Genomic DNA, 24304 nt, shown 5'->3' on the forward strand with positions numbered 1-24304 from the left:
GGTGGGCCCGTGGATCAATTGGCCCTGCTCTTCCTGCTGCTCCTCGGCGCCCTGCTCACCGTCCCCCTCGGTGAGCGGCTCGGACTGCCCGCGCCCGTCCTGATGACCCTCGTCGGGATCGTGCTGGCCGTCCTGCCGTTCATCCCGAACGTCGACATCCCGCCGGAGCTGATCCTCCCGCTGGTGCTGCCGCCCCTCCTGTACGCCTCCGTGCAGCGGACGTCCTGGCGGCAGTTCTGGGCCAACAAGCGGCCCATCTTCCTGCTCGCCGTCGCCCTCGTCTTCGTGACCACGGCCGCCGTCGGAGCCGTCGCCGACGCGCTCGTGCCCGGCATCCCGCTGGCCGCCGCCCTCGCGCTCGGCGCGCTCGTCGCCCCGCCCGACCCGGTCGCGGCCACCGCCGTCGCCGGGTCGCTCGGCCTGCCCCGCCGCCTGGTCTCGATCCTGGAGGGCGAGGGGCTGTTCAACGACGTCACCGCCATCGTGCTCTACCACGTGGCCATCAGCGCCGTCGTCAGCGGCTCCTTCTCCTGGCCCGAGGCGATCGGCGAGCTCGTGCTCTCGGCCGTGGTCGCCGTCGCCGTCGGCATGGGGCTCGGCTGGCTCTCCAACAAGCTGATCGGCTTCCTCGGGGACGTCACGCTCCAGACCGGGCTGACCCTCCTCGTACCGTTCGTGAGCTACGTCCTCGCCGAGGAACTGCACGGCTCCGGCGTCCTCTCCGTCCTCATCACCGCGCTCTTCCTCGCCGAACACGCCGTCGACGCCGACGACGTGATGGGCCGGCTGGCCGGGCAGACCTTCTGGCAGATCGTCGACACCCTCGTCACCGGCATCGCCTTCGGCCTCATCGGCCTGGAGCTCATTCACGTGTTCGGCGTGGCCGAGGGGCACGGCTGGGAGATGCTCGGCTGGGGGGCCGCCGTGGTCGGGGTGGTCGTCGGGGTCCGGCTGCTGTGGCTGCTGCCCGCCACCTGGCTGGCGAAGCGCATGCACACGCGCCGGGACGTCGACGAGGAGATCCCGACGAGCTGGCGCGAGACCATCGTCATGTGGTGGTCCGGCATGCGCGGGGTGGCCTCGGTGGCCCTCGCCCTCGCCATCCCGCTGCGTACCGACGACGGTTCGCCCTTCCCCGGCCGCGACGAACTCGTCTTCATCGCCTTCTGCGTGATCATGGCCACCCTCGTCCTCCAGGGGCTGACCCTGCCGTGGCTGGTCAAACGGCTCGGCGTACAGGCCGACACGGACGCCGAGCGGGTGCTTGAGCGCGACCTCGCGATCCGGGCGGCGAAGGCCGCCCGGCGCAGGCTGAAGGAGATCGAGGAGGTCGAGGAGCTGCCCGAGGACGTCCAGGAGCGGCTGCTGCGCGGCGCGTACGACATCGGCGCCCGGATCAGTCCGGACATGGTCGACGAGGAGCGGCGGGCCGCCTTCGCCGCGCGGACGGACCGGCTCAAGGCGGTGCAGCGGATCCAGCGGGAGCTGATGTCCGCCGCCCGGCACGAGGTCCTGGCGGCGCGCAGCGAGCCGGGGGCCGACCCGGAGGTGGTGGACCGGGTGCTGCGGCAGCTGGACGTGCGCAGCATGCGGTGACTGTCGGTGGCGGGTGGCAGGATGGCCCGCATGGACATCATGCTTTTCCACTCGGTCCACGGACTGCGCCCGGCCGTCGAGGACGCGGCCGAGCGGCTGCGGGCCGCCGGCCACCGGGTGTGGGTGCCGGACCTCTTCGACGGCTGGACCACCGAGTCGGTGGAGGAGGGCATGGCGAAGCGGGACGAGATCGGCAAGGACGAGCTGCTGAAGCGCGCGATCCTCGCCGCCGCCCCGTACTCCGAACGCGGTCTGGTCTACGCGGGCTTCTCCTTCGGCGCCTCGGTCGCCCAGACCCTGGCCCTCGGCGACGAGAAGGCGCGCGGGCTGCTGCTGCTCCACGGCACCTCGGACCTCGCGCCCAACGTGTCGGTGGACGAGCTCCCCGTACAGCTGCACGTGGCGGAGCCCGACCCCTTCGAGACGGACGACTGGCTGTCCGCCTGGTACCTCCAGATGCGCAAGGCCGGGGCGGACGTGGAGATCTACCGCTACCGGGGCGCGGGGCACGTGTACACGGACCCGGAGCTGCCCGACTGGGACGCGGAGGCGGCCGAGCGGACCTGGTCGGTGGCGCTGTCCTTCCTCGACAGCCTGTAGCGGTCAGCGGTCAGCGGTCAGCGCGGTCGTAGCGGTCGCCGGTACGCACGCCCGAGGGCGCGACGGGAGTCTCCTCCTGTCGCGCCCTCGGTCTGTCTGCGGGGTGGGTCAGCCCGCGCGGTACGAGGTCCAGAACTGGCCCATGCGGGTCACCTGGCCGGAAGTGAACTGGTACATGCACGCGTCGTACGTGTAGTCCATGAAGTTGTGGATCGGGTCCACGCCGGCCTTGGAGGCGCAGGAGTCACGGCCGGTCGGGCACTCGTAGGCCGGGGACTTCTCGGCCGGGGTGTCGGCCACGGAGTCGCCGGCGCCGGTGCAGCCGCCCTGGAAGGTGTGGTAGAGGCCCATCCAGTGGCCGACCTCGTGGGTCGCGGTGTCGCCCTCGTTGTAGTTGGCCGCGGAGCCGCCCGGGAGGGAGGCGTCGAGGACGACGACACCGTCCATGGACGGGTTCGAGGCGTACGAGGACGGGAAGGTCGCCCAGCCGAGGAGGCCGCCGCCCAGGTTGGCGGTGTAGAAGTTCAGCGCGCCGGCGCCGCCCTTGCGGAGGGTCTGCTTCATCTGCTTCTCGGCGGTGGAGCCGGAGGTCAGGTTGTACCAGGTGGCGTTGTCCGTGTAGTCGGTACCGGCCAGCGTGAACTGGAAGTTGGTGTTCACATTGCCGGTGCCCTGGCCCGCGTAGGCCGCGTTCAGGACGTTCATCTGGTCGTTGATGGCGGTGGCGGAGAGCTTGCCCGTCGTGCCGCTGTGGACGACGTGGAAGTAGACGGGGATGTTGACCACGGCGGCGGCGCCCGCGGTGGCGCTGAGGCGCCCCGCGGCGCCGGCCGCGGCCAGCTTCTTCTTCAGGTCGTCGTCCATGGCCTTCGCCTTGGCGGCCGTGACCTCGTTGGGCTCGGCGGCGTGGCTGTCGGCACCGCGCGCCTTGCGGGCGCTGGAGACGCCGGCGTCGTCCGCACACTCCTCGGCGGAGGAACCGGCCAGGGTGGCAGTGGACGCACCGGTGGCGACGGGGGCGGAAAGCGGAGCCAGAGCCAAGGTTCCGGCCATGACGGCGGTACCGAGAATACGACGTGACATACGGGGCGATATACGGGCAAGAGCACGCACGGTGACTCCTCGTGGGGGGTGGTGGGGGAGGAACTTCCTCGCCACGGCCCGGAGATTACGCGTCCATGTCAGACACTGTTGAGGAGTGATCAAGCCCAATCATTCATGGGGCAATTCGGTCCATCGGGAAGAAAATCTTGCGCCGATTCCGGAGTTTGAGACCTCGACGTAATGGATGAGGTGACGGAGGCGGGTGGTGTGTCCGGATTCGATCTCTAAAACTCGCCACCCGCCGTAGCGATGTGATCTCCCGTTAACAGAAGAGATCATGGCTGAAAATCGCTGTTACGACCCGTCAGCGAACCGGCTGGTACACCCGCTCGACACGCTGGGTTCCGTTCTTCGTCCGGTACGAGCGCGCCCAGGCGGTCGTCGCGGCCGGGTCCGTCTTGTCGGAGACCGTGTAGTAGTCCATCTGCGAGTGCTCGGAGGTCACGTCGAGCACGCCGTAGCCGTGGTGGTCCATGTCCACCCACTTCACATGGCGGTTGGCGGCCTTCACGGCGCCGGCGGCGACGACCGAGACGGTCCCCGGGGCCACGTGCAGCAGGTCGTCGAGGTTGTCCGAGGTCACCGAGGTGACGACGAACTCGGTGGCCGCCGAGGCCGACAGCGGGTACGTCGCGGCCTTCACCGGCACGTCGTTGGCCCAGGCCATGTGGATGTCGCCGGTCAGGAAGACCGTGTTCCGGATCGCCCGCGAGGTCAGGTGCGCGATCAGTTCCCTGCGGTCGTCGGTGAAGCCGTCCCACTGGTCGACGTTGACCGCGAGCCCCTCCTTCGGCAGGCCCATCAGCTCGGCGAGCGGCTCCAGGAGGTGGGCGGGCAGGGCGCCGAACGCGACCGGCGAGATCATCACCGACGTCCCGACCAGCTGCCAGGTCGCGTCCGAGCCGGCGAGACCCGCCTTGAGCCAGTCCAGTTGGGCGCGGCCGGTGATCGACCGCTCCGGGTCGTCGACCGTGCCGCTGCCCGTCTTCGCCGGGGCGGAGCGGAAGGTGCGCAGGTCGAGCAGGTGGAGATCGGCCAGCCTGCCGAAGCGCAGCCGCCGGAAGACCGTGCCCTCGGTGGAGGCGCGGACCGGCATCCACTCGAAGTACGCCTGCTTCGCGGCGGCCACGCGGGCCGCCCACTCGCCCTCGGCGCCGGGGGTGTGGTTCTCGGCCCCGCCCGCCCAGGCGTCGTTGGCGAACTCGTGGTCGTCCCAGATCGCGATCACCGGGTGGGCGGCGTGCAGCGCCTGGAGGTCGGGGTCCGTCTTGTACTTCCCGTGCCGGGTGCGGTAGTCGGCGAGCGAGACGATCTCGTGGCGCGGCTCGTGCTGCCGGACGACGTACTTCGCCTCCGGGTAGGCCCCGCTGGCGTACTCGTAGACGTAGTCGCCGAGATGGAGGACGGCGTCCAGGTCGGCGCGGCCGGCGAGGTGGCGGTACGCGGAGAAGTGGCCGGACTCCCAGTTCGCGCAGGAGACCACGCCGAAGCGCACCCCGGGGGCGGCGGCGTCGGCGGCCGGCGCGGTCCGGGTGCGGGCGGCCGGCGAGACGGCGTCGCCCGCCGTGAAGCGGAACCAGTAGGCGGTCGCCGGGCGGAGGCCCCGCACGTCGGCCTTCACCGTGTGGTCGGCGGAGGCGCTCGCCGTGGTCGAACCGGCGGCGGCGATCCGGCTGAAGCCGCGGTCCTCGGCGAGTTCCCAGCCGACCGTGACGTCCGGGCCGAGCCCGGATCCGGGCACGGCCTCGGGGGAAGGGGTGACGCGCGTCCAGAGGAGGACGCCGTCGGGCAGCGGGTCGCCGGAGGCGACGCCGTGGAGGAAGGCGGGGGCCCCGGAGTGCGCGAGGGCGGGGGAGGCGGCGCCCAGGAGGGCGGGCGCGGCGACGGCGGTGGCGGCGGCGGCCTTGACGACCGTGCGGCGGCTGGGGGCAGGAGATATGAACTGACTGGTCACGGCCAGTCAGATTACTGACGGGTAGGGCCGTTGGGCAGGCGAATCCCGGAAGTTCGTCGACTTGTCGCCCGTACGTCGCCCGGCCCCGTACACCGCTCGCCTACGTACGTCGCCCGGCCCCGCGCATCGCTCGCCCCCGTACGCCGCCCGGCCCCGGACCTCAGGGGTCCGGGGCCGGGCGGCGGGGCGGCAGGGGAGCCGCGTGAAGGGCGTCAGCCCTTGAGGGCCGCGTCGATCGCCGTGTTGAACTGATCGGCCGTCATCGGCGGGGTATCGGCGCCCGCCGCCGTGACCGGCTTGCCGTCCATCTTCAGCGTCGGCGTACCCGTCACGCCGCTCTTGTCGAAGGCCTCGGACATCTTCATCGCCCAGGCGTCGAAGGTGCCGCTCTCGACGTTCTTCTTGAACTCGGCGTTGCTCTTGAGGGCCGGGACCGAGTCCGCGACCTCCAGGAGGTACGAGTCCTTGGCGAACTTGTCCTGGGTCTCCTCCGGGTGGAAGTCCGTCGAGTAGAGCGCCGACTTGAACTTCAGGAAGGCCTCGGGGCTCACGTTCAGCGCCGCGCCCAGGGCCGAGAGGGCGTTCTTCGAACCCTCGCCCGGGACGCCGTCGTCGATGAAGGTGGCGCCGACGTACTTGATCTTGTACTTGCCGGACTCGACGTCCTTCTCGATCCGGGAGCCCACGCCCTGCTCGAAGGTCGCGCAGACCGGGCAGCGCGAGTCCTCGTACAGCTCCAGGGTCTTCTTCGCGGTCGGCTTGCCGATGACGACCGTCGTGCCGTTCGTGCCCGAGGTGTTCTTCGGGGCCGTCACGGTCGTCGCCTTCGCCGCCGCCTCCCACTGGGTGGGCTTGTTGGACTGCACGACCGCGTAGCCGATGCCGCCGGCGGCGGCCAGGACGGCCACGGCCGAGACGCCGACGACGAGCTGCCGGCGCGCCCGGTCCTTCTTCGCCTGGCGCTCGCGCTCGACGCGCAGCCGCTCGCGGGCGGCGGCCTTGTTGTTCTGGCTGTTGCGTGCACTCATGATCGTGATCTCCGTGACGGTGAGAGGAAGACAAGGGGGAACCGCTGTACCGGCGTCGCTCAGACGAAAGCGAAGCCCGGCACCGGCGGCCCCCGCCGCCCTACGGAGTGCACGAGAAGACGGATACGGGAGGACCGGGGCCGGCTGGTGGGCCGGGCGGCCCGCCGCGGGGCCGTACCGCCGCCGCGGAAGAAGGCCGCCACGAGCAGCAGCGGCCGGAACGCGAAGGCCGTCACCGCGCCGAGGACCCGGGCGAGCGCCCGCTCCCCGCCGCGCAGCCAGCACGCCGCCGCGAGCCCGACGCCGACATGCGCCAGGAGCAGCAGCCACGGCAGCGCCGGGTCGGGGGAGTCGAGCAGGGCGGCCGCGGTCCCGCTCTCGGGGGCGGCCACGCCCGGCAGCGGCGCGCCCACCGCGCCGCCGCAGAAGACCTCCACACCGACCGCGCGCAGCGAGCCCGCGACGGGGCCCCCGGCAGCGCCGTAACAGACCACCTGACCGCTGGTGAAGAGGGTGTCGGCCGCCAGCTCCAGCGGGACGAGGAGCCCGGCGATCGGGCCGAAGCCGCGCTCGCGGCCGGCCAGCGCGTACGCCACGGCGAAGACGGCGGCCGCGACCGGGACGACCGTCCCCAGCGGCAGCGGCACGCCGGAGAGCAGCACGTGGGACGCCACGGACAGCGTCACGACCAGAGCCGTGAAGAACGCCGCCCGCAGCGTCCTCAGCTGCGCCCCTGCCATGTCCATCGTCGTGGAGTGTCCCATGTCGGGCCGTAAGAGGTCCCTAAAGGCAGTCTGTGAACCGTCCCACCGGCCCCTCCTGGCCACCGACTCCTGGCCACCGCCTCCCGGCTACAGCCCGGGGATCCGGCCGTTGCGGAAGAGGTCCACGAAGATCTGGTGGTCGGCACGGGCGCGGGCCCCGTACGCGTGCGCGAAGTCCACCAGGAGATCGGCGAAGCCCTCCTCGTCGGCGGCGATCGCCGCGTCGATGGCCCGCTCCGTCGAGAACGACACCAGCGACTGCCCGCTCGTGTCGTCCGCCGCCGCGTGCATGGTCGCCGTCGCCCGGCCCAGGTCCGCGACGGTCGCCGCGATCTCGTCGAGGTCGTCGATGTCCGACCAGTCGAGGTCCACCGCGTACGGCGAGACCTCGGCGACCAGCTGCCCGGCGCCGTCGAGCTCCGCCCAGCCCAGCCACGGGTCCGCGTGCGCCTGGAGGGCCCGCTGCGAGATCACGGTGCGGTGGCCCTCGTGCCGGAAGTACTCCCGTACCGCCGGGTCCGTGACGTGGCGGGAGACCGCCGGGGTCTGGGCCTGCTTCATGTAGATGACGACGTCGTTCTCCAGGGCGTCGCTGTGGCCCTCCAGGAGGATGTTGTACGAGGGGAGGCCGGCCGAGCCGATGCCGATCCCGCGCCGCCCGACGACGTCCTTGACCCGGTACGAGTCGGGGCGGACCAGGCTCGCCTCCGGCAGGGTCTCCAGATAGCCGTCGAAGGCGGCCAGGACCTTGTACCGGGTGGCCGCGTCCAGGTCGATCGCGCCCCCGCCGGCCGCGAAGCGGCGCTCGAAGTCGCGGATCTCCGTCATCGAGTCGAGCAGCCCGAAACGGGTCTGCGCCCGGGCGTCGCGCAGGGCGCCGAGCAGCGCGCCGTCGGCCGTCTCCAGGGTGAAGGGCGGCACCTCGTCCTCGCCGGCGCCGGTCGCGAGGGCGTGGATCCGCTCGCGGTAGGCGGCGGCGCAGATCCGGACGCCCTTGGTGATCTGCTCGTCGCTGAGCGCCTTGGCGTAGCCGATCAGGGCGAGCGAGGCGGCGAGGCGCTTCAGGTCCCAGGTGAAGGGCCCCACGTACGCCTCGTCGAAGTCGTTGACGTTGAAGACCAGCCGGCCGTTGGCGTCCATGTACGTGCCGAAGTTCTCGGCGTGCAGATCGCCGTGGATCCAGACCCGGCCGGTGCGCTCGTCCAGGTAGGGGCCGACACCTACGCTCCCGCCCGCCCGCCCGGTGGACTCCTTCTCCAGGTCCGCGTAGAAGAGGCAGGCCGTCCCCCGGTAGAAGGCGAAGGCGGAGCCGGCCATCTTCCGGAACTTGACGCGGAAGGCCGCGGGGTCGGCGGCGAGGAGCTCGCCGAAGGCGGTGTCGAAGACGGCGAGAATGTGCTCACCGCGCTCGGCGACGGTGGGCTGGGGGACCGACATTCGAGGTGCCTCCTGGTACCGGACGTGCTGCGAGACTGGTCATGACAAAAGGGACAGGTGTTCTGTGTCTCTCAACGGGCGACCCTAGCCCCGAGTGCCCGCCGTCTGTCAGTCGGCCGACGTAGACTTCCACGCTGTCCCCCCAGACTGTCCGCAGCCTGTTTCTCAGCGTTCTCCGGAGGCCTTCCGCCGTGACCAAGCCGCCCTTCACGCACCTCCACGTCCACACCCAGTACTCGCTGCTGGACGGTGCCGCGCGGCTCAAGGACATGTTCAACGCGTGCAACGAGATGGGCATGACCCATATCGCCATGTCCGACCACGGCAACCTCCACGGGGCGTACGACTTCTTCCACACGGCGAAGAAGGCCGGGGTGACCCCGATCATCGGCATCGAGGCGTACGTCGCCCCCGAGTCCCGGCGCAACAAGCGCAAGATCCAGTGGGGCCAGCCGCACCAGAAGCGGGACGACGTCTCCGGTTCCGGCGGTTACACCCACAAGACGATCTGGGCGGCCAACGCCACCGGACTGCACAACCTCTTCAAGCTCTCCTCCGACGCGTACGCCGAGGGCTGGCTGCAGAAGTGGCCCCGGATGGACAAGGAGACCATCTCCAAGTGGTCGGAGGGGCTCATCGCCTCCACCGGCTGCCCCTCCGGCGAACTGCAGACCCGGCTCCGCCTCGGCCAGTTCGACGAGGCCCTGAAGGCCGCCTCCGAGTACCAGGACATCTTCGGCAAGGACCGGTACTTCCTGGAGCTGATGGACCACGGCATCGAGATCGAGCGCCGGGTCCGCGACGGACTCCTGGAGATCGGCAAGAAGCTCGGCATCCCGCCGCTCGTCACCAACGACTCGCACTACACGTACGCGCACGAGTCGACCGCGCACGACGCCCTGCTGTGCATCCAGACCGGCAAGAACCTCTCCGACCCGGACCGCTTCCGCTTCGACGGCACCGGCTACTACCTCAAGTCCACGGACGAGATGTACGCCATCGACTCGTCGGACGCCTGGCAGGAGGGCTGCCGCAACACCCTCCTGGTCGCGGAGCAGATCAACACCGACGGCATGTTCGTCGAGAAGAACCTCATGCCGAAGTTCGACATCCCGGAGGGGTACACCGACACGACCTGGTTCCGCGAGGAGACCATGCGGGGCATGCACCGCCGCTTCCCCGGGGGCATCCCCGAGGACCGCATGAAGCAGGTCGAGTACGAGATGGACACCATCATCTCGATGGGCTTCCCCGGCTACTTCCTCGTCGTCGCCGACTTCATCATGTGGGCGAAGAAGCAGGGCATCGCCGTGGGCCCCGGCCGAGGCTCCGCGGCCGGCTCGATCGTCGCGTACGCCATGGGCATCACCGACCTCGACCCGATCCCGCACGGACTGATCTTCGAGCGCTTCCTCAACCCCGAGCGCGTCTCGATGCCCGATGTCGACATCGACTTCGACGAGCGTCGGCGCGTCGAGGTGATCCGGTACGTGACGGAGAAGTACGGCTCCGACAAGGTCGCCATGATCGGCACGTACGGCAAGATCAAGGCGAAGAACGCCATCAAGGACTCCGCGCGCGTCCTCGGCTACCCCTACGCCATGGGCGACCGGCTCACCAAGGCCATGCCCGCCGACGTCCTCGGCAAGGGCATCGACCTCAACGGCATCACCGACCCCTCGCACCCGCGCTACAGCGAGGCCGGCGAGATCCGCGCGATGTACGAGAACGAGCCGGACGTCAAGAAGGTCATCGACACCGCCCGCGGCGTCGAGGGCCTGGTCCGCCAGATGGGCGTGCACGCGGCCGGCGTCATCATGTCCAGCGAGCCGATCGTCGACCACGCGCCGATCTGGGTGCGGCACACGGACGGCGTGACCATCACGCAGTGGGACTACCCCCAGTGCGAGTCGCTCGGCCTGATCAAGATGGACTTCCTGGGCCTCAGGAACCTCACGATCATGGACGACGCCGTCAAGATGGTGAAGGCCAACAAGGGCGTCGAGCTCGACCTGCTGGCCCTCCCGCTGGACGACCCCAAGACGTACGAACTGCTCTGCCGTGGTGACACGCTCGGCGTCTTCCAGTTCGACGGCGGCCCCATGCGCTCGCTGCTGCGGCTGATGAAGCCCGACAACTTCGAAGACATCTCCGCCGTCTCGGCCCTGTACCGGCCGGGCCCGATGGGCATGAACTCGCACACGAACTACGCCCTGCGCAAGAACAAGCAGCAGGAGATCACCCCGATCCACCCCGAGCTGGAGAAGCCGCTCGAAGAGGTGCTCGCGGTCACGTACGGCCTGATCGTGTACCAGGAGCAGGTGCAGAAGGCCGCCCAGATCATCGCCGGGTACTCGCTCGGCGAGGCCGACATCCTGCGCCGCGTGATGGGCAAGAAGAAGCCCGAGGAGCTGGCGAAGAACTTCGTCATCTTCCAGGAGGGCGCGAAGAAGAACGGCTACAGCGACCAGGCGATCCAGGCGCTCTGGGACGTCCTGGTCCCCTTCGCCGGCTACGCCTTCAACAAGGCGCACTCCGCCGCGTACGGCCTCGTCTCCTACTGGACCGCGTACCTCAAGGCGAACTACCCCGCCGAGTACATGGCCGGTCTGCTCACCTCGGTCAAGGACGACAAGGACAAGTCCGCCGTCTATCTGAACGAGTGCCGCCGCATGGGCATCAAGGTGCTCCCGCCGAACGTGAACGAGTCCGAGTCGAACTTCGCCGCCCAAGGCGACGACGTGATCCTCTTCGGCCTCTCCGCCGTGCGGAACGTCGGTACCAACGTCGTCGAGTCGATCATCAAGTCGCGCAAGGCCAAGGGGAAGTACGCCACCTTCCCCGACTTCCTCGACAAGGTCGAGGCCGTCGTCTGCAACAAGCGGACCATCGAGTCGCTGATCAAGGCCGGCGCCTTCGACGAGATGGGCCACACCCGCAAGGGCATGGTCGCCCACCACGAACCGATGATCGACAACGTGGTGGCGGTCAAGCGCAAGGAGGCCGAGGGACAGTTCGACCTCTTCGGCGGCATGGGCGAGGAGACGAGCGACGAGCCCGGCTTCGGCCTGGACGTCGAGTTCTCCGACATCGAGTGGGAGAAGTCGTACCTGCTCGCCCAGGAGCGCGAGATGCTCGGCCTCTACGTCTCCGACCACCCGCTCTTCGGCATCGAGCACGTCCTGTCCGACAAGACGGACGCGGCGATCTCGCAGCTCACCGGCGGCGAGCACAGCGACGGCGCGGTCGTCACCATCGGCGGCATCATCTCGGGCCTCCAGCGCAAGATGACCAAGCAGGGCAACGCCTGGGCGATCGCCACCGTCGAGGACCTCGCCGGCTCCATCGAGTGCATGTTCTTCCCGGCCACCTACCAGCTGGTCTCCACCCAGCTCGTCGAGGACACGGTCGTCTTCGTCAAGGGACGGCTCGACAAGCGCGAGGACATCCCCCGGCTCGTCGCCATGGAGCTGATGGTCCCCGACCTGTCGAACGCCGGGACCAACGCGCCGGTGATCCTCACCATCCCGACGGTCAAGGTGACCCCGCCGATGGTCACCAGGCTCGGCGAGATCCTCAAGCACCACAAGGGCAACACCGAGGTGCGGATCAAGCTCCAGGGCCCCCGGACCACGACCGTGCTCCGGCTCGACCGGCACCGGGTGACGGCCGACCCGGCGCTCTTCGGCGACCTGAAGGTCCTGCTCGGCCCGTCCTGCCTGGCCGGCTGAGGCCTGCCCTGTAGCTCCACGCACCGGAAGGGGCGCGCCCGTCGTCACGGGCGCGCCCCTTCCGGTGTCTACGGTCAGTTGTGACCGAAGCGCTTCTGCCGACCCTTGCGGGCCATGTCACCCGGGGTCACCTGGGTGGAGCGCTGCTCGGCCTGCGATTCCATCGAGGACTGCTGCGCCTGCTGGGCGCCGCGTTCCGCTGCCGACGCCTTCTGCTGCATGCGGTCCTGCTTGCGGTTCTTGGCCATGGGGATGATGCCTCCTCAAAGGGACCTAGGGGCCAGGGCCGCTGTCAGATTCACACACGGTCGAATCGGCCGCATTTTGGATCATTACGGAACGTAAGGGCCGGGCGGACGTGATATCCGCCACGCCGATGATCCAGTTCCGACCGTCAAGCTCCCGGCCGTCGGGCAGACTCGAAGAGAACGAAGAAGATACGGAGCACCTTCCGACCCCCGAGTCCGACCCCGAGGTTCCCGAAAGAGGGTGGAACACGTGGACCGCTGCGTCGTCCTGGTGGACGCCGGCTACCTGCTGGGCGCCGCCGCCAGTCTCCTCGCCGGGGAACCGGCCCGCTCCAGGATCGCCGTCGACCACGCCGCACTCATCCAGCAGCTGCGTGAGCGCGCCGAGGCCGAGACCGCGCTGCCGCTCCTCCGGATCTACTGGTTCGACGGCGCACCCGACCGGGTGCCCCAGCCCGAGCACCGCAGACTGCGCGTGATGCCCCGGGTCACCGTCCGGCTGGGCGCCCTGACCAGGAGCGACGGACGCTGGGCGCAGAAGGGCGTCGACGCGGCCATGCACACCGAGCTGACCGAGCTCGCCCGGAACAGGGCCTGCTCCGACATCGTGCTCGTCACCGGCGACGGCGATCTGCTGCCCGGCCTCATGTCCGCCAAGGAGCACGGCGTCGCCGTCCACCTGTGGGCCGTCCAGGCCGCCGACGGCGACTACAACCAGTCCGAGGACCTCGTGGCCGAGGCCGACGAGCGGCGGGTCCTCGACCGGACCTGGATCACCCGGGCCGTCCGCGCCAGGGACCTCACCGGCATGTGCGCGCCCCCGCCCGCCCCGCGCCCCGAGATCGCCGCGATCCTCTCGGCGCCGCTGCCCGAGGCCGCCCTCGCGGCCTCCGCCGAACGGGCCGCCGAGGCCGCCGCGGCCGCGGCGCGGAACGGGGGAGCGGACCCGGCGGAGGCGCCCGCCGCCTCCAACGGGCACGCCCACGGCGTCCCGGCCCCCGCCGGGGGCAAGGGCGTCCCCACCCCCAAGGACCTGGCGGGGCTGCGCGCCCCCAGCGGATCGGGCGGGCCGCTCGCCCCGGTGCCGCAGGGCGCGAGCGCGCTCCGCTGGTCCTCCGACCGGGGCTGGATCGACCGCCCGGCCACCTCCCTCGGCGAACCGGCGGAGACCGCCTCGCTGCCCACCCTCGCCCTGCTCACCAGCGCCGAGCAGCGCTGGGCGGACCGCGAGGAGGACATCACGACCGTCGGCGGCGACCCGTTCGAGGTCGGACAGGTGTTCGCCCGCCGCTGGATGGAGCGGCTCCCCGAACAGACCCACGTCCAGAAGCTCTCCACCCTCTACCCGCGCATCCCGCACCGCATCGACGGCGAACTCCTCCGCTACGCGGCACGGTTCGGTCTGCTCGCCCACAAGGACGACCAGATCGACGAGCACGACCGCTACGCCATCCGGGCCGGCTTCTGGCGCGAGATCGACGTGCGGGCCGCCGCCGAACACGCCCCCGCGCCCGGAGCCGGCCCGGCGACCCCGTAGGCTCTTCCCCCGTGAGTACGGTGTGCGTGGTGCGGGATCTGGTCAAGACGTACCCCGCCACGCGCGGCAGGCGCGGTGCGCCGGCGACTCCCGAGGTGCGCGCCACCGACGGGATCAGCCTCGACGTGCGCGGCGGCGAGATCTTCGGCCTGCTCGGACCCAACGGAGCGGGCAAGTCCACCCTCGTGCGCCAGCTCACCGGGCTCATGCGCCCCGACTCCGGCACCGTCGAGCTCCTCGGCCACGACCTCGTACGCCACCCCGAGCGCGCGTCCCGGCTCCTCGCCTACCTCGGCCAGGAGTCCACCGCCCTCGACGAGCTGACCGTCGCCCTCGCCGCCGAGACCACCGGTCGGCTGCGCGGGCTCGGGCTCCACGACGCGCGCGCCGAGCGCGACGCCGTCCTGGAGGAGCTCGGCCTCACCGCGCTCGCCGGCCGGCCCCTCAAGAAGCTCTCCGGCGGTCAGCGGCGGCTCGCCTGCCTCGCCGCCGCGCTCGTCGGCCGGCGGCCCGTCCTCGTCCTCGACGAACCCACCACCGGCATGGACCCCGTCGCCCGCCGGGCCGTCTGGGCCGCCGTCGACCGGCGGCGCGCCGAGCACGGCACCACCGTGCTGCTCGTCACCCACAACGTCATCGAGGCCGAGACCGTCCTCGACCGCGTCGCCGTCCTCGACCGCGGCCGGGTCATCGCCTGCGACACTCCGGCCGGACTCAAGGAGCGCGTCGCGGGCGAGGTCCGCGTCGAGCTGGTGTGGCGCGAGGCGCCCCCGCTCCAGCTGCCCGAGATCGCCGCGCTGCGCGGACTCGCCCAGGAGACCGGACGCCGCTGGATCCTCCGGCTCGCCCCCGACGCCGCCCGCTCGGCCGTCGCCACCGTCACCGGCGGGGCCGCCTTCGCCGCGCTCGACGACTTCACCCTGGCCACGCCCAGCCTGGAGGACGTGTACCTCGCGCTGGGCGGCGCGACCGAGGGGCTGGTGAAGGCGTGAGCCCCTTGCCTCCTTCGCCGGGACCTCGCGGCCTCCTCGTATCCTGTGGCCCCCTCGCATCCCGCGGCCTCCTCGCATCCTGTGGCCCCCGAGCCCCCTTCGTGGCCCGTGGTCCCCACGGTCCTCTCGTATCCCGTGGTCCCCGCGTTCCGTACGTGACCGTCAGGAGCTGTACGCAGTGAGCACCGTGCCCGCCGAGGTCCTGCCGACCGGCGCGCTCCCCGTCGGGTCGCACGACGCCGAGGACGGCGCGGCGCCCCTCGCCCCCCGCGCCCGGCTGCTGCCCTCCCTGGCCGCCGTCTACCGCGCGCAGCTCTCGCGCGCCCGCGTGGCCCGCATCCCGCTGCTCTTCGTGGCCACCTTCCAGTCCATCGGGATCATGGTCCTGATGCGCGGGGTCGTCGACGGCGGATCCGAGGCCCGGGCCGTCGTGGCCGGCTCGACCGTCCTCGTCGTCGCCTTCGTCGCGCTCAACCTGCTCGCCCAGTACTTCGGGCAGCTGCGGGCGAGCGGCGGCCTCGACCACTACGCCACCCTGCCCGTGCCGCCGGCGGCCGTCGTGCTCGGCGCGGCCGGCGCGTACGCCTCCTTCACCGTGCCCGGGACCGTCGTCACCGCCGTCGCCGGTTCCGTGCTCTTCGGCCTGCCCCTCGGCCAGCTGTGGATCCTCATCGCCGTGGTCCCGCTCGCCGGGGCGGCCCTCGCCGGACTCGGCGCCGCCCTCGGCCTCCTCGCCCCCCGGCAGGAGCTGGCCACGCTCCTCGGCCAGCTCGGCATGTCGGCGGCGCTGCTCCTCGGCGTGCTCCCGGCCGAGCGGCTGCCGGAGCCGATCGGCTGGGCGCGGGACCTGCTGCCCTCCACGTACGGCGTGGAGGCCCTGGCCCGCACCTTCGACCCGCACCCGGACTGGGCGGCCGTCGGCCTCGACCTCGCCGTCTGCGGGGCGGTCGGCGTGGTGTCCCTGGCGGTCGCCACCTGGGCGTACCGGCGGGCGGCCGTCCGCTGAGGCGGGCCACAGACACACCTGGCACGATGGCGGGGTGACCGCACCCCTGACTCCGCCTCACCAGCCTCCGCACGATCCCGACTGGCCGCCGTCGCCTCCGTCGCCGTACGGCCCCGCCGGGGACCCGATCACGGCGGCCGAGGTCGTGCGGGGAGGCGTCGTGGCCCTCGTCTCGACGGTCGCGGGTGCGCTGCTCGGACTGCTGTGGCTGTGGCTGGCGCCGCGTGTCCAGCTGATCTCGGACGGCAAGGGCGTCTTCCTCCGCGACTCCGAGGGCGAGTCGGCGATCGGCGCGGACGGGACGTTCGTCCTCCTCGCCCTGGCGTTCGGGGCGGTCGCCGCGCTCGTCGTCTTCCTGCTGCGCCGCGAGGGCGGCGTGCCGCTGGTCCTCGGCCTGGCGCTCGGCGGCGTCCTCGGATCGCTGCTCGCCTGGGGCGTGGGGACGTACTTCGGCCCGGCGCGGGACGTGGTCGCCCACGCGAAGGCGGTCGGCCCCAACGTCGTCTTCGAGGCACCGCTCGAACTGAACATGGCGGCCGCGGCGATGCTGGCCTGGCCGCTCGCCGCGATGATCGTCCACCTGGCGCTCACGGCCCTCTTCGGTCCCCGCGACCCGGAACCGGAGTACTGGGGACCGCAGCAGGCACCGCCCGGGCAGAAGTCGCTCTGAGCACCGGGCGCGCGACCGCGGCGACGGCCGTCGTGCCCGTCCGGGGCGTCAGCCGCGGCCGATCGGCGCCACTACCGCCGAGGTGAGGGCGGCCAGGTCCGCGGGGGAGAGCTCGACCTCCAGGCCGCGGCGGCCCGCCGAGATGCAGATCGTCGCGTGGTCCGAGGCCGAGGCGTCGAGGACCGTACGCAGCCGCTTGCGCTGGCCCAGAGGCGAGATGCCGCCCCTGACGTACCCCGTCGTGCGCTCCGCGGCGGCCGGGTCCGCCATCGCCGCCCGCTTCCCGCCGACCGCCGATGCCAGGGCCTTCAGGTCCAGCTGCCCCGCGACCGGGACCACCGCGACCGTCAGCTCGCCGTCGACGTCCGCCACCAGCGTCTTGAAGACCCGGTCGGGGGAGACGCCGAGCGCCTCCGCCGCCTCCTCGCCGTACGAGGGCGAGGCCGGGTCGTGCTCGTACGCGTGCAGGGTGAACGGGGTCCCGGCCGCGGTCAGCGCGACCGTCGCCGGGGTGCCCCCGCTGTTCTTCTTCTGCTTCTTCGCCACGTGCTCTTCCTGGGGTCGTGACCGGGGTTCGGCTCAGTTCGGGTACGTCGGACCCTGCGTCAGGTCGACCGCCGGCAGCGAGGGCAGGTGCCGCAGCACCGCCGTCTCCGCGCGCAGCAGCGCCAGCTCCTCGCGCAGCCGGGTCGCCGTGTCCGGCGCCTGGAGCAGCCGCTGCTTCGCCGGGGTGTCGAGCACCGCCGCCGCGGCGACGAGGTACGACACCACCGACGGGTCGTCCGGCAGTTCGCTCGTCGTCAGCGACCGCTCCCGCGCCCCCGCGAGCCGCTTCTGGTAGTTCCGGAAGGCCCGCAGCACCCCCTCGGAGAGGGTGCCCGCGTCCTCGCCCCGTTCCTCCGGGATCTCCTCGACCTCGGCGACCAGGAACGGCCCGCTCGCGTCGACGGAGAGGAGCTTCACCCTGGTCGTCCCGGTGGCCATGATCTCGAAGCTGCCGTTGGCGCGCTCCCGGATGCTCGCCGCGTCGGCGATACAGCCGACCCGGTGGAAGGCCTGGATCGGGTCGGCGCCGAAGCCGGCCGCGGGGCCCTTCTCCGGCAGCGCCGTCGGGTCCGGCATCCCGGGAGCGGTGGGCGCGACCTCGCGCCCGTCGCGGATGGCGACGACGGCGAAGCGGCGCGGCTCCGTGTCGTCGATCGTGAGCAGCTCACGCATCATGGCGCGATAGCGCTCCTCGAAGACGTTCAGCGGCAGCACGAGGCCAGGGAACAGCACCGCGTTGAGCGGGAAGAGAGGCAGGCGAGCGGTGGTCACAGCGGCCAAGCCTAATGGCCGCCGGGACCGCCCCGTCCGGCCCGTCCGTCTCCGGGCCTCCAGAGGGGCGTCCGGCCGGCCGACTCGGCCCGTACGACGTCCCGCACGGCCAGGAACCTGCGCAGCGGATCCTCCTGGACGGCACCCCGTGGAGCACCCCACGGGAAGGAGGTCGCATGGGGGCCGATCCGGCGGAACTCGTCCAGCGCCTCCTCCCACCGCGCCCGCTCCACCAGCACGTACGCGAGCAGATTGCGGACCTCGGCGGGCCACGGGTCGCCGGGTGGGAAGGCGGCCGACAGCGCGAGGGCCCGGTCGGCAGCCCGGTCGAGCCGCGTCGCGGCCGCCGAACGGTCCGGCCTGGGCAGCGCCCGGAGCCGGTCGTAGACCGCGCGGACCGGGAGCGCGCGCACGAGCGAATCCGGGGCGGCGTCGTCGGCGGCCTGCTCGGCGAAGTCGAACGCGGCCCGGTGCGAGCCGTACCACTGCGCGGAGAGGTACTTGAGCGCCGCGACGTGGCTGCCGTAGTGGTGCGGGGAGCGGCGCACGGCCTGCTCCCACAGCGTCTCGAAGACGGTGTGCCCGGCGTGCGCCCCGCGCGCGTGGTCCAGGGCCAGCCGCCACGGCACCGGATCGTGCGGCGCCTCCTCCGTGACCGTCCGGATCAGCGGGTCGAGCTCGCGCAGCCGCTCGGCCCGGGCGGGGGACTCCCAGGCCCGGCGGACGGCGAGCTGCGCCGAGACGAGCAGGGCGTCGGGGTCGCGGGGAGCGGCGGAGAGCCAGTGCTCCAGCCAGTCGCCCCTGTGGTACGCGAAGGTGGCGAGCCGGGTGACGTACCGGTCGCGGTCCTCCCACTCGGCGGCGTCCCGGGTCGTGGCGAGCAGCTTCGCGGCGGGTTCCGGGTCGGCCAGGGCGGCGGCGACCAGGGCGGGGGCGAGCCGCTCGTCCGGGGCGTCGAGCAGCACGTCGTCGTCCGGCACGAGCCCGGCGGCGAGCCGCGGGGTGTGCCGGGCCGAACGGACGGCGCCGATCACGGCGCGGAGGAAGGACATGGTGCGACGTATTTTCCCACCGGGTCGTGCTGTTTCGCTCCCATCTGCCCAGCCCTTTCACCCCCACCTCACCCCGCCCCCTCACAACGCCGCTTCCGCCGCCCGCGGTCGAGGGAGGCGGCGCGAGTCCAGGGCGAATGCGCGAGGCAGAGGGCGGCTGCGCGAGGTGGAGAGAGGCTGCCCGAGGTCGAGGGCGGCTGTGCGAGGTCGAGAGCGGCTGTGCGAGGTGGAGGGCGGCTGTGTGAGGTCGAGAGCGGCTGTGTGAGGCAGAAGGCGGCTGCCGCGAGGTCGAGGGCCGCCTCGCCCCGTCAGCCGCGGCGCAGGAGACGCGTCGCGCCCGCCGCCACCGTCGTCGCCAGGATCCAGCCGAGCAGTATCAGCGCCGCCGCCACCCACTGCCAGATGCCCTCCAGACGCCAGTAGCCGTCCTGCCCGAGGTTGATCACCGGCAGCAGCAGGTCTAGCGCGTACAGCGTCCCGTTCCACTCCGGAGCCTCGTCCCCCTTCAGCGCTATCGGGCGGTAGTGCGAGAAGGCCACCGTGCCCGCCGCCCACAGCACCGCCATCCACAGCGCCGCGCGCCCCGGCCGGTAGCCGTACGCCACCGTCCAGTCCTGCACGAACCCCCACAGCTTCCCCGCCAGCGGCAGCGTCTCCCGCCGGCGCCGCTGCTTGGCGAGCAGCACCTCGCGCGCGTCCGCGTCCTCCCCGCTGTTGCGCAGGACCGTCGCCAGGCGCTCGTACGGCTCGGGGGCGTACTCCGGAGTGGCCGCCGCCACCCACTCCAGGCGCCGCGCCAGCGGGAAGTGCCCGTACGGCACGAGGTTCTCGTAGACGAACCCGCCCATCGCCAGGCCGCCGGGCCCCGGCCAGCTGGTCGACAGGTCGATCAGCGTGACGATCCTGGCGCCGTTGAGCACCACCCGCCCCTCCTCCGGGCGCTCGCCGTTGAACCGCAGCTCCGGGGTGGCGATCCGGCGCAGCGACACCTCCTCCCGGCGCGAGCCGTTCAGCAGGAACCGGGCGCTGTGCAGGTCCACCGCGTCGCCGAAGCGGCCGTCGTCGAGCCGGACGCCGCCGTGGCACTCCACGGGTTTGCGCCGGGCGCCCTGGGCGGGCGTCACGCCGTACGGCGGGGTGGCCGTCGAGTTGGCCGTGCTTCCCGACGTCCCCGTCTCCTCGTACACCCACGCCGCGTTCAGATAGAGCGAGCGCTCCACCGTCAGCTGCGGGGCGTTGAGCGCGCGGCGCTGCTGCGCCCCGCGCAGCACGCTGCCCCGCAGGCTGAGCGAGACGCCGACCTTCGCCCCGCGCAGGCTCAGCTCGCCGTGCGTCTCGATCAGTTCGGCCTGGAGGTCCTGGGCCACCACCATCCCGTCCGCCGTGATCGCCCGCCCGCGCCGGTCCGGCCACACCTGGATCTGGTTGATCAGCAGGTCCGTGCCGATCTGCGCGTCCGTGAGCCGGATGCCGCGCCCCACCCGGCAGCGCGGCAGATGCAGGTCGCCCGTCGTGTGCAGCCGGGCCGCCTCCAGGCGCGGGATCGCGCAGGCGACCATCCGCAAGGTGCCGAACTGGGCCTCGGGGAGCACGACCTCGCCGTCGAAGCGGCAGCCGTGCAGCTCCACGTACGGCCCTATCGTCCCGCCGGCCAGATTCAGCACTCCGGTGATCCGCACCCCGCGCAGCTTCAGCGCGGCCACCCGGCCCGACCGGGCCTGCGGCCCGTCGAGCAGCAGCAAGGCCACCACGTCCGCGCGGACGCTCCGCTCCGGGCCCCACTCCCGTGCGCCGAACGGGTCGTCCCGCTCGGCGATCCCCTCCGTCAGATCGCAGGTCCTGCCGACCCGGAACGCCCGCCAGACGGCCCGCTCCGGGCCCGTCAGCCCGTCGGGCATCCCGTCCTCGTGCGGCTCGGTCACGCCGCCCCCTCGCTTTCCCCGTGAAACGTGAATCTGTGAATCTGTGAATCCGCGAAGCTGCGAACCCGGGAATCCGCGAATCGACGCGTCGGCGACCGGCGCTTCGGTGCATCCGCCCAGGCCGTTCGTGCCGTTCGTGGATTCGCACAGCCGTTCTTCCCGTTGTGTGACGGGCTGAACGCTAACGGTCAGGTGTGGCGACAAGACGCCACTGTGGCGCGTATCAGCACGTGTATCAGCCAGTGATACAGGCGACCGGAGCGATGGAGCCGTCTGCGAGAATTGACCCGTGATCTCTCGAATCGATCTGCGCGGCGAGGCCCTCCCCGAGGGTGCCGCCCTGCGCGACCTGCTGCCCCGTGCCGAGTTCGACGTGGAAGCCGCCCTGGAGACGGTGCGGCCGATCTGCGAGGACGTCCGGCATCATGGCGCGGCGGCAGTGATCGACTATGGCGAGAAATTCGACGGCGTACGCCTCACGCGCCTCCGCGTGCCCGCCGAGGAGATCAGCCGCGCCCTCGACGAGCTCGACCCGGCCGTCCGGGCCGCGCTGGAGGAGTCCATCCGGCGGACCCGCATCGTCCACCGCGAGCAGCGCCGCACCACCCACACCAGCCAGGTCGTCCCCGGCGGCACGGTCACCGAGAAGTGGATCCCGGTCGGGCGCGTCGGCCTGTACGTGCCGGGCGGCCGCTCCGTCTACCCGTCCTCCGTCGTGATGAACGTCGTCCCGGCGCAGGAGGCCGGTGTCGAGGGCGTGGCCATCGCCTCGCCCCCGCAGAAGGAGTTCGGCGGACTGCCGCACCCGACGATCCTCGCCGCCTGCGCCCTGCTCGGCGTCGACGAGGTGTACGCCGCCGGCGGCGCCCAGGCCGTCGCCATGTTCGCGTACGGCACCGAGGCGACCGCCGACGAGCCGGGCTGTGAACCCGTCAACCTGGTGACCGGCCCCGGCAACATCTACGTGGCCGCCGCCAAGCGCCTCCTCAAGGGCCGCATCGGCATCGACGCCGAGGCCGGACCGACTGAGATCGCGATCCTCGCGGACTCCACCGCCGACCCCGTGCACGTCGCCGCCGACCTCATCAGCCAGGCCGAGCACGACCCGATGGCCGCCTCCGTCCTCGTCACCGACTCGGAGGAGCTGGCCGCCGCCACCGAGGCCGAGCTGAAGACCCAGGTCGCCGCCTCCAAGCACGTCGACGACCGGATCGTCCCGGCCCTCGCCGGCCGCCAGTCCGCGATCGTCCTCGTCCGCGACCTGGCCGACGGCCTCAAGGTCGTCGACGCGTACGGCGCCGAGCACCTGGAGATCCAGACCCGCGACGCGGCCGCCGTCGCCGACCGTGTCCGCAACGCCGGCGCGATCTTCGTCGGCCCCTGGGCCCCCGTCTCGCTCGGCGACTACTGCGCCGGCTCCAACCACGTCCTGCCCACCGGCGGCTGCGCCTGCCACTCCTCGGGCCTCTCCGTGCAGTCGTTCCTGCGCGGCGTGCACATCGTGGACTACACGCGCGACGCGCTCGCCGAGGTCGCCCACCACGTGGTGACCCTCGCCGAGGCCGAGGACCTCCCGGCCCACGGCGCCGCGATCAAGGCCCGATTCGGCTGGAAGGTGCCCCGATGAGCCGCGGAACCGACACCGACGGCTTCGGCATCGACGACCTGCCCGTCCGGGACGAGCTGCGCGGCCAGAGCCCGTACGGCGCGCCCCAGCTCGACGTCCCCGTCCAGCTGAACACCAACGAGAATCCCTACCCGCTGCCCGAGGCGCTCGTCGCCCGGATCGCGGAGCGGGTCGCCGAGGCCGCCCGCGGCCTCAACCGCTACCCCGACCGGGACGCGGTCGAACTGCGCACCGAGCTCGCCCGCTACCTCTCCCGCACCGGGAAGCACCCGGTCGCCGTGGAGAACGTGTGGGCGGCCAACGGCTCCAACGAGGTCCTCCAGCAGCTGCTGCAGACCTTCGGCGGCCCGGGCCGTACCGCGATCGGCTTCGAGCCCTCGTACTCGATGCACGCCCTGATCTCCCGCGGCACCGGCACCGGCTGGATCTCCGGGCCGCGCAACGACGACTTCACGATCGACGTGGCGGCGGCCGAGCGGGCCATCGCCGAGAACACGCCGGACGTCGTCTTCATCACCTCGCCCAACAACCCCACCGGCACCGCGGTCGAGGCCGCGACCGTCCTCGCGCTGTACGAGGCGGCCCAGGCGGCCAAGCCCTCCCTGGTGGTCGTCGACGAGGCGTACGTGGAGTTCAGCCACCGCGACTCGCTGCTGCCCCTCATCGAGGGCCGGCCGAACCTGGTGGTCTCCCGGACCATGTCCAAGGCCTTCGGCGCCGCCGGACTGCGCCTCGGCTACCTCGCCGCGCACCCGGCCGTCGTCGACGCCGTCCAGCTGGTCCGCCTGCCGTACCACCTCTCCGCCGTCACCCAGGCCACCGCGCTCGCCGCCCTGGAGCACACCGACACCCTCCTCGGGTACGTCGAGCAGCTCAAGGTCGAGCGCGACCGGCTCGTCACCGAACTGCGTGCCCTTGGCTTCGAGGTCACCGAGTCCGACGCCAACTTCGTGCAGTTCGGGACGTTCCCCGACACGCACGCGGCCTGGCAGCGGATCCTCGACCGGGGCGTCCTGGTCCGGGACAACGGCGTACCGGGCTGGCTGCGGGTCACCGCGGGCACCCCCGAAGAGAACGACGCGTTCCTCGACGCGGTCCGTGAACTGATGAAGGAGCAGAAGCGATGAGCCGCGTAGGCCGCGTTGAGCGCACCACCAAGGAGACCTCCGTCGTCGTCGAGATCGACCTCGACGGCACCGGAAAGGTCGACGTGTCGACCGGGGTCGGCTTCTACGACCACATGCTCGACCAGCTCGGTCGGCACGGTCTGTTCGACCTCACCGTCAAGACCGACGGCGACCTGCACATCGACTCGCACCACACCATCGAGGACACCGCCCTCGCCCTCGGTGCCGCGTTCAAGCAGGCCCTCGGCGACAAGGTCGGCATCTACCGCTTCGGCAACTGCACCGTCCCGCTGGACGAGTCGCTCGCCCAGGTGACCGTCGACCTCTCCGGCCGTCCGTACCTCGTGCACACCGAGCCCGAGAACATGGCGCCGATGATCGGCTCGTACGACACGACGATGACCCGGCACATCTTCGAGTCCTTCGTCGCGCAGGCCCAGATTGCGCTGCACATCCACGTCCCGTACGGGCGCAACGCCCACCACATCGTGGAGTGCCAGTTCAAGGCCTTCGCCCGCGCCCTGCGCTACGCCTCGGAGCGCGACCCGCGCGCCGCCGGAATCCTCCCCTCCACGAAGGGCGCGCTCTAACC

General features: G+C 71.8%; 20 protein-coding genes. 10 read left to right on the plus strand and 10 right to left on the minus strand.

Features of this window, described 5'->3' with window-relative positions:
- The first annotated feature begins 9 nt into the window (after window positions 1–9).
- Entirely contained in the window at window positions 10–1596 is a 1587-nt protein-coding gene (locus tag ACZ6K0_RS30330; protein WP_376395353.1) for a Na+/H+ antiporter, read from the plus strand.
- Between the two features lie 30 nt (window positions 1597–1626).
- Window positions 1627–2196: a dienelactone hydrolase family protein gene (locus tag ACZ6K0_RS30335; protein WP_376395350.1), complete on the plus strand. Its 570-nt coding sequence runs from the start codon at window positions 1627–1629 to the stop codon at window positions 2194–2196.
- 108 nt (window positions 2197–2304) lie between these two features.
- On the opposite strand, the gene ACZ6K0_RS30340 is transcribed toward ACZ6K0_RS30335, so the two are convergent.
- The 5 genes from ACZ6K0_RS30340 to ACZ6K0_RS30360 all read right to left on the minus strand — a co-directional run bounded on the left by ACZ6K0_RS30340 (window position 2305) and on the right by ACZ6K0_RS30360 (window position 8483).
- A complete protein-coding gene (locus tag ACZ6K0_RS30340) occupies window positions 2305–3249 on the minus strand; it encodes a zinc metalloprotease (RefSeq protein ID WP_469228302.1) in 945 nt (314 codons plus the stop codon).
- Window positions 3250–3604: 355 nt separating this feature from the next.
- A complete protein-coding gene (locus ACZ6K0_RS30345; RefSeq protein WP_469228300.1) occupies window positions 3605–5254 on the minus strand; it encodes an alkaline phosphatase D family protein in 1650 nt (549 codons plus the stop codon).
- A gap of 212 nt (window positions 5255–5466) precedes the next feature.
- Entirely contained in the window at window positions 5467–6282 is an 816-nt protein-coding gene (locus ACZ6K0_RS30350; protein ID WP_469228298.1) for a DsbA family protein, read from the minus strand.
- Between the two features lie 59 nt (window positions 6283–6341).
- Window positions 6342–7028 (minus strand): hypothetical protein, encoded by a 687-nt coding sequence (locus tag ACZ6K0_RS30355; RefSeq protein WP_469228296.1) that lies wholly within the window; start codon window positions 7026–7028, stop codon window positions 6342–6344.
- Window positions 7029–7133: 105 nt separating this feature from the next.
- A complete protein-coding gene (locus ACZ6K0_RS30360) occupies window positions 7134–8483 on the minus strand; it encodes a DUF2252 domain-containing protein (RefSeq protein ID WP_376395335.1) in 1350 nt (449 codons plus the stop codon).
- Between the two features lie 191 nt (window positions 8484–8674).
- On the opposite strand from ACZ6K0_RS30360, the gene dnaE reads away from it, so the two are divergent.
- Complete coding sequence (dnaE, locus tag ACZ6K0_RS30365) at window positions 8675–12214, plus strand: DNA polymerase III subunit alpha (protein WP_376395332.1); 3540 nt, start codon at window positions 8675–8677, stop codon at window positions 12212–12214.
- A gap of 74 nt (window positions 12215–12288) precedes the next feature.
- Here the strand turns inward: dnaE and ACZ6K0_RS30370 are convergent, their stop codons facing one another.
- Window positions 12289–12462, minus strand: a complete 174-nt coding sequence (locus tag ACZ6K0_RS30370; RefSeq protein ID WP_376395329.1) for a hypothetical protein — start codon at window positions 12460–12462, stop codon at window positions 12289–12291.
- Between the two features lie 250 nt (window positions 12463–12712).
- Between ACZ6K0_RS30370 and ACZ6K0_RS30375 the strand changes: the two genes are divergently transcribed.
- The 4 genes from ACZ6K0_RS30375 (at window position 12713) to ACZ6K0_RS30390 (ending at window position 16667) form a co-directional block, all read left to right on the plus strand.
- On the plus strand, window positions 12713–13999 hold the full coding sequence (locus ACZ6K0_RS30375; protein ID WP_469228293.1) for an NYN domain-containing protein: 1287 nt from the start codon (window positions 12713–12715) through the stop codon (window positions 13997–13999).
- Window positions 14000–14019: 20 nt separating this feature from the next.
- Entirely contained in the window at window positions 14020–14991 is a 972-nt protein-coding gene (locus ACZ6K0_RS30380) for an ABC transporter ATP-binding protein (protein ID WP_469228827.1), read from the plus strand.
- A 178-nt stretch (window positions 14992–15169) separates the two neighbouring features.
- Window positions 15170–15997: an ABC transporter permease gene (locus ACZ6K0_RS30385; protein ID WP_469228291.1), complete on the plus strand. Its 828-nt coding sequence runs from the start codon at window positions 15170–15172 to the stop codon at window positions 15995–15997.
- Window positions 15998–16031: 34 nt separating this feature from the next.
- Entirely contained in the window at window positions 16032–16667 is a 636-nt protein-coding gene (locus ACZ6K0_RS30390; protein WP_376395320.1) for a DUF2567 domain-containing protein, read from the plus strand.
- Window positions 16668–16715: 48 nt separating this feature from the next.
- Here ACZ6K0_RS30390 and ybaK read toward each other — a convergent pair whose 3' ends face one another.
- The 4 genes from ybaK to ACZ6K0_RS30410 all read right to left on the minus strand — a co-directional run bounded on the left by ybaK (window position 16716) and on the right by ACZ6K0_RS30410 (window position 20958).
- A complete protein-coding gene (gene ybaK / locus ACZ6K0_RS30395; protein WP_469228289.1) occupies window positions 16716–17213 on the minus strand; it encodes a Cys-tRNA(Pro) deacylase in 498 nt (165 codons plus the stop codon).
- Between the two features lie 33 nt (window positions 17214–17246).
- The gene (locus ACZ6K0_RS30400; protein WP_376395314.1) at window positions 17247–17984 is read right to left on the minus strand and encodes an LON peptidase substrate-binding domain-containing protein; all 738 of its coding nucleotides are present in this window, start codon (window positions 17982–17984) and stop codon (window positions 17247–17249) included.
- A gap of 11 nt (window positions 17985–17995) precedes the next feature.
- Window positions 17996–19036 carry a hypothetical protein gene (locus tag ACZ6K0_RS30405; protein ID WP_376395311.1) on the minus strand — a complete coding sequence of 347 codons (1041 nt, stop codon included), beginning with the start codon at window positions 19034–19036 and terminating at the stop codon, window positions 17996–17998.
- A 308-nt stretch (window positions 19037–19344) separates the two neighbouring features.
- Window positions 19345–20958 (minus strand): oxidoreductase, encoded by a 1614-nt coding sequence (locus tag ACZ6K0_RS30410; RefSeq protein WP_376395308.1) that lies wholly within the window; start codon window positions 20956–20958, stop codon window positions 19345–19347.
- Window positions 20959–21247: 289 nt separating this feature from the next.
- On the opposite strand from ACZ6K0_RS30410, the gene hisD reads away from it, so the two are divergent.
- The 3 genes from hisD to hisB are packed head-to-tail and all read left to right on the plus strand — an operon-like array spanning window position 21248 to window position 24302.
- Window positions 21248–22585, plus strand: a complete 1338-nt coding sequence (gene hisD / locus ACZ6K0_RS30415; protein ID WP_469228286.1) for a histidinol dehydrogenase — start codon at window positions 21248–21250, stop codon at window positions 22583–22585.
- Window positions 22582–23712: a histidinol-phosphate transaminase gene (locus ACZ6K0_RS30420; RefSeq protein ID WP_469228284.1), complete on the plus strand. Its 1131-nt coding sequence runs from the start codon at window positions 22582–22584 to the stop codon at window positions 23710–23712. Before hisD ends, ACZ6K0_RS30420 begins: the two co-directional genes overlap by 4 nt.
- Window positions 23709–24302 (plus strand): imidazoleglycerol-phosphate dehydratase HisB, encoded by a 594-nt coding sequence (hisB, locus tag ACZ6K0_RS30425; RefSeq protein ID WP_015032911.1) that lies wholly within the window; start codon window positions 23709–23711, stop codon window positions 24300–24302. The genes ACZ6K0_RS30420 and hisB overlap by 4 nt, the downstream gene beginning before the upstream one ends.
- The last annotated feature ends 2 nt before the right edge of the window (window positions 24303–24304 follow it).

Source organism: Streptomyces sp. NPDC042346 (assembly GCF_055581845.1).

What these genes read in the sequence shown, in the direction of transcription:
- ACZ6K0_RS30335 (WP_376395350.1), top strand. Translation starts at nt 1,627, where the DNA reads ATGGACATCATGCTTTTCCACTCGGTCCACGGACTGCGCCCGGCCGTC.
- ACZ6K0_RS30340 (WP_469228302.1), bottom strand. Translation starts at nt 3,249, where the DNA reads ATGGCCGGAACCTTGGCTCTGGCTCCGCTTTCCGCCCCCGTCGCCACC.
- ACZ6K0_RS30350 (WP_469228298.1), bottom strand. Translation starts at nt 6,282, where the DNA reads ATGAGTGCACGCAACAGCCAGAACAACAAGGCCGCCGCCCGCGAGCGG.
- ACZ6K0_RS30355 (WP_469228296.1), bottom strand. Translation starts at nt 7,028, where the DNA reads ATGGACATGGCAGGGGCGCAGCTGAGGACGCTGCGGGCGGCGTTCTTC.
- ACZ6K0_RS30360 (WP_376395335.1), bottom strand. Translation starts at nt 8,483, where the DNA reads ATGTCGGTCCCCCAGCCCACCGTCGCCGAGCGCGGTGAGCACATTCTC.
- ACZ6K0_RS30370 (WP_376395329.1), bottom strand. Translation starts at nt 12,462, where the DNA reads ATGGCCAAGAACCGCAAGCAGGACCGCATGCAGCAGAAGGCGTCGGCA.
- ACZ6K0_RS30405 (WP_376395311.1), bottom strand. Translation starts at nt 19,036, where the DNA reads ATGTCCTTCCTCCGCGCCGTGATCGGCGCCGTCCGTTCGGCCCGGCAC.
- ACZ6K0_RS30420 (WP_469228284.1), top strand. Translation starts at nt 22,582, where the DNA reads ATGAGCCGCGGAACCGACACCGACGGCTTCGGCATCGACGACCTGCCC.
- hisB (WP_015032911.1), top strand. Translation starts at nt 23,709, where the DNA reads ATGAGCCGCGTAGGCCGCGTTGAGCGCACCACCAAGGAGACCTCCGTC.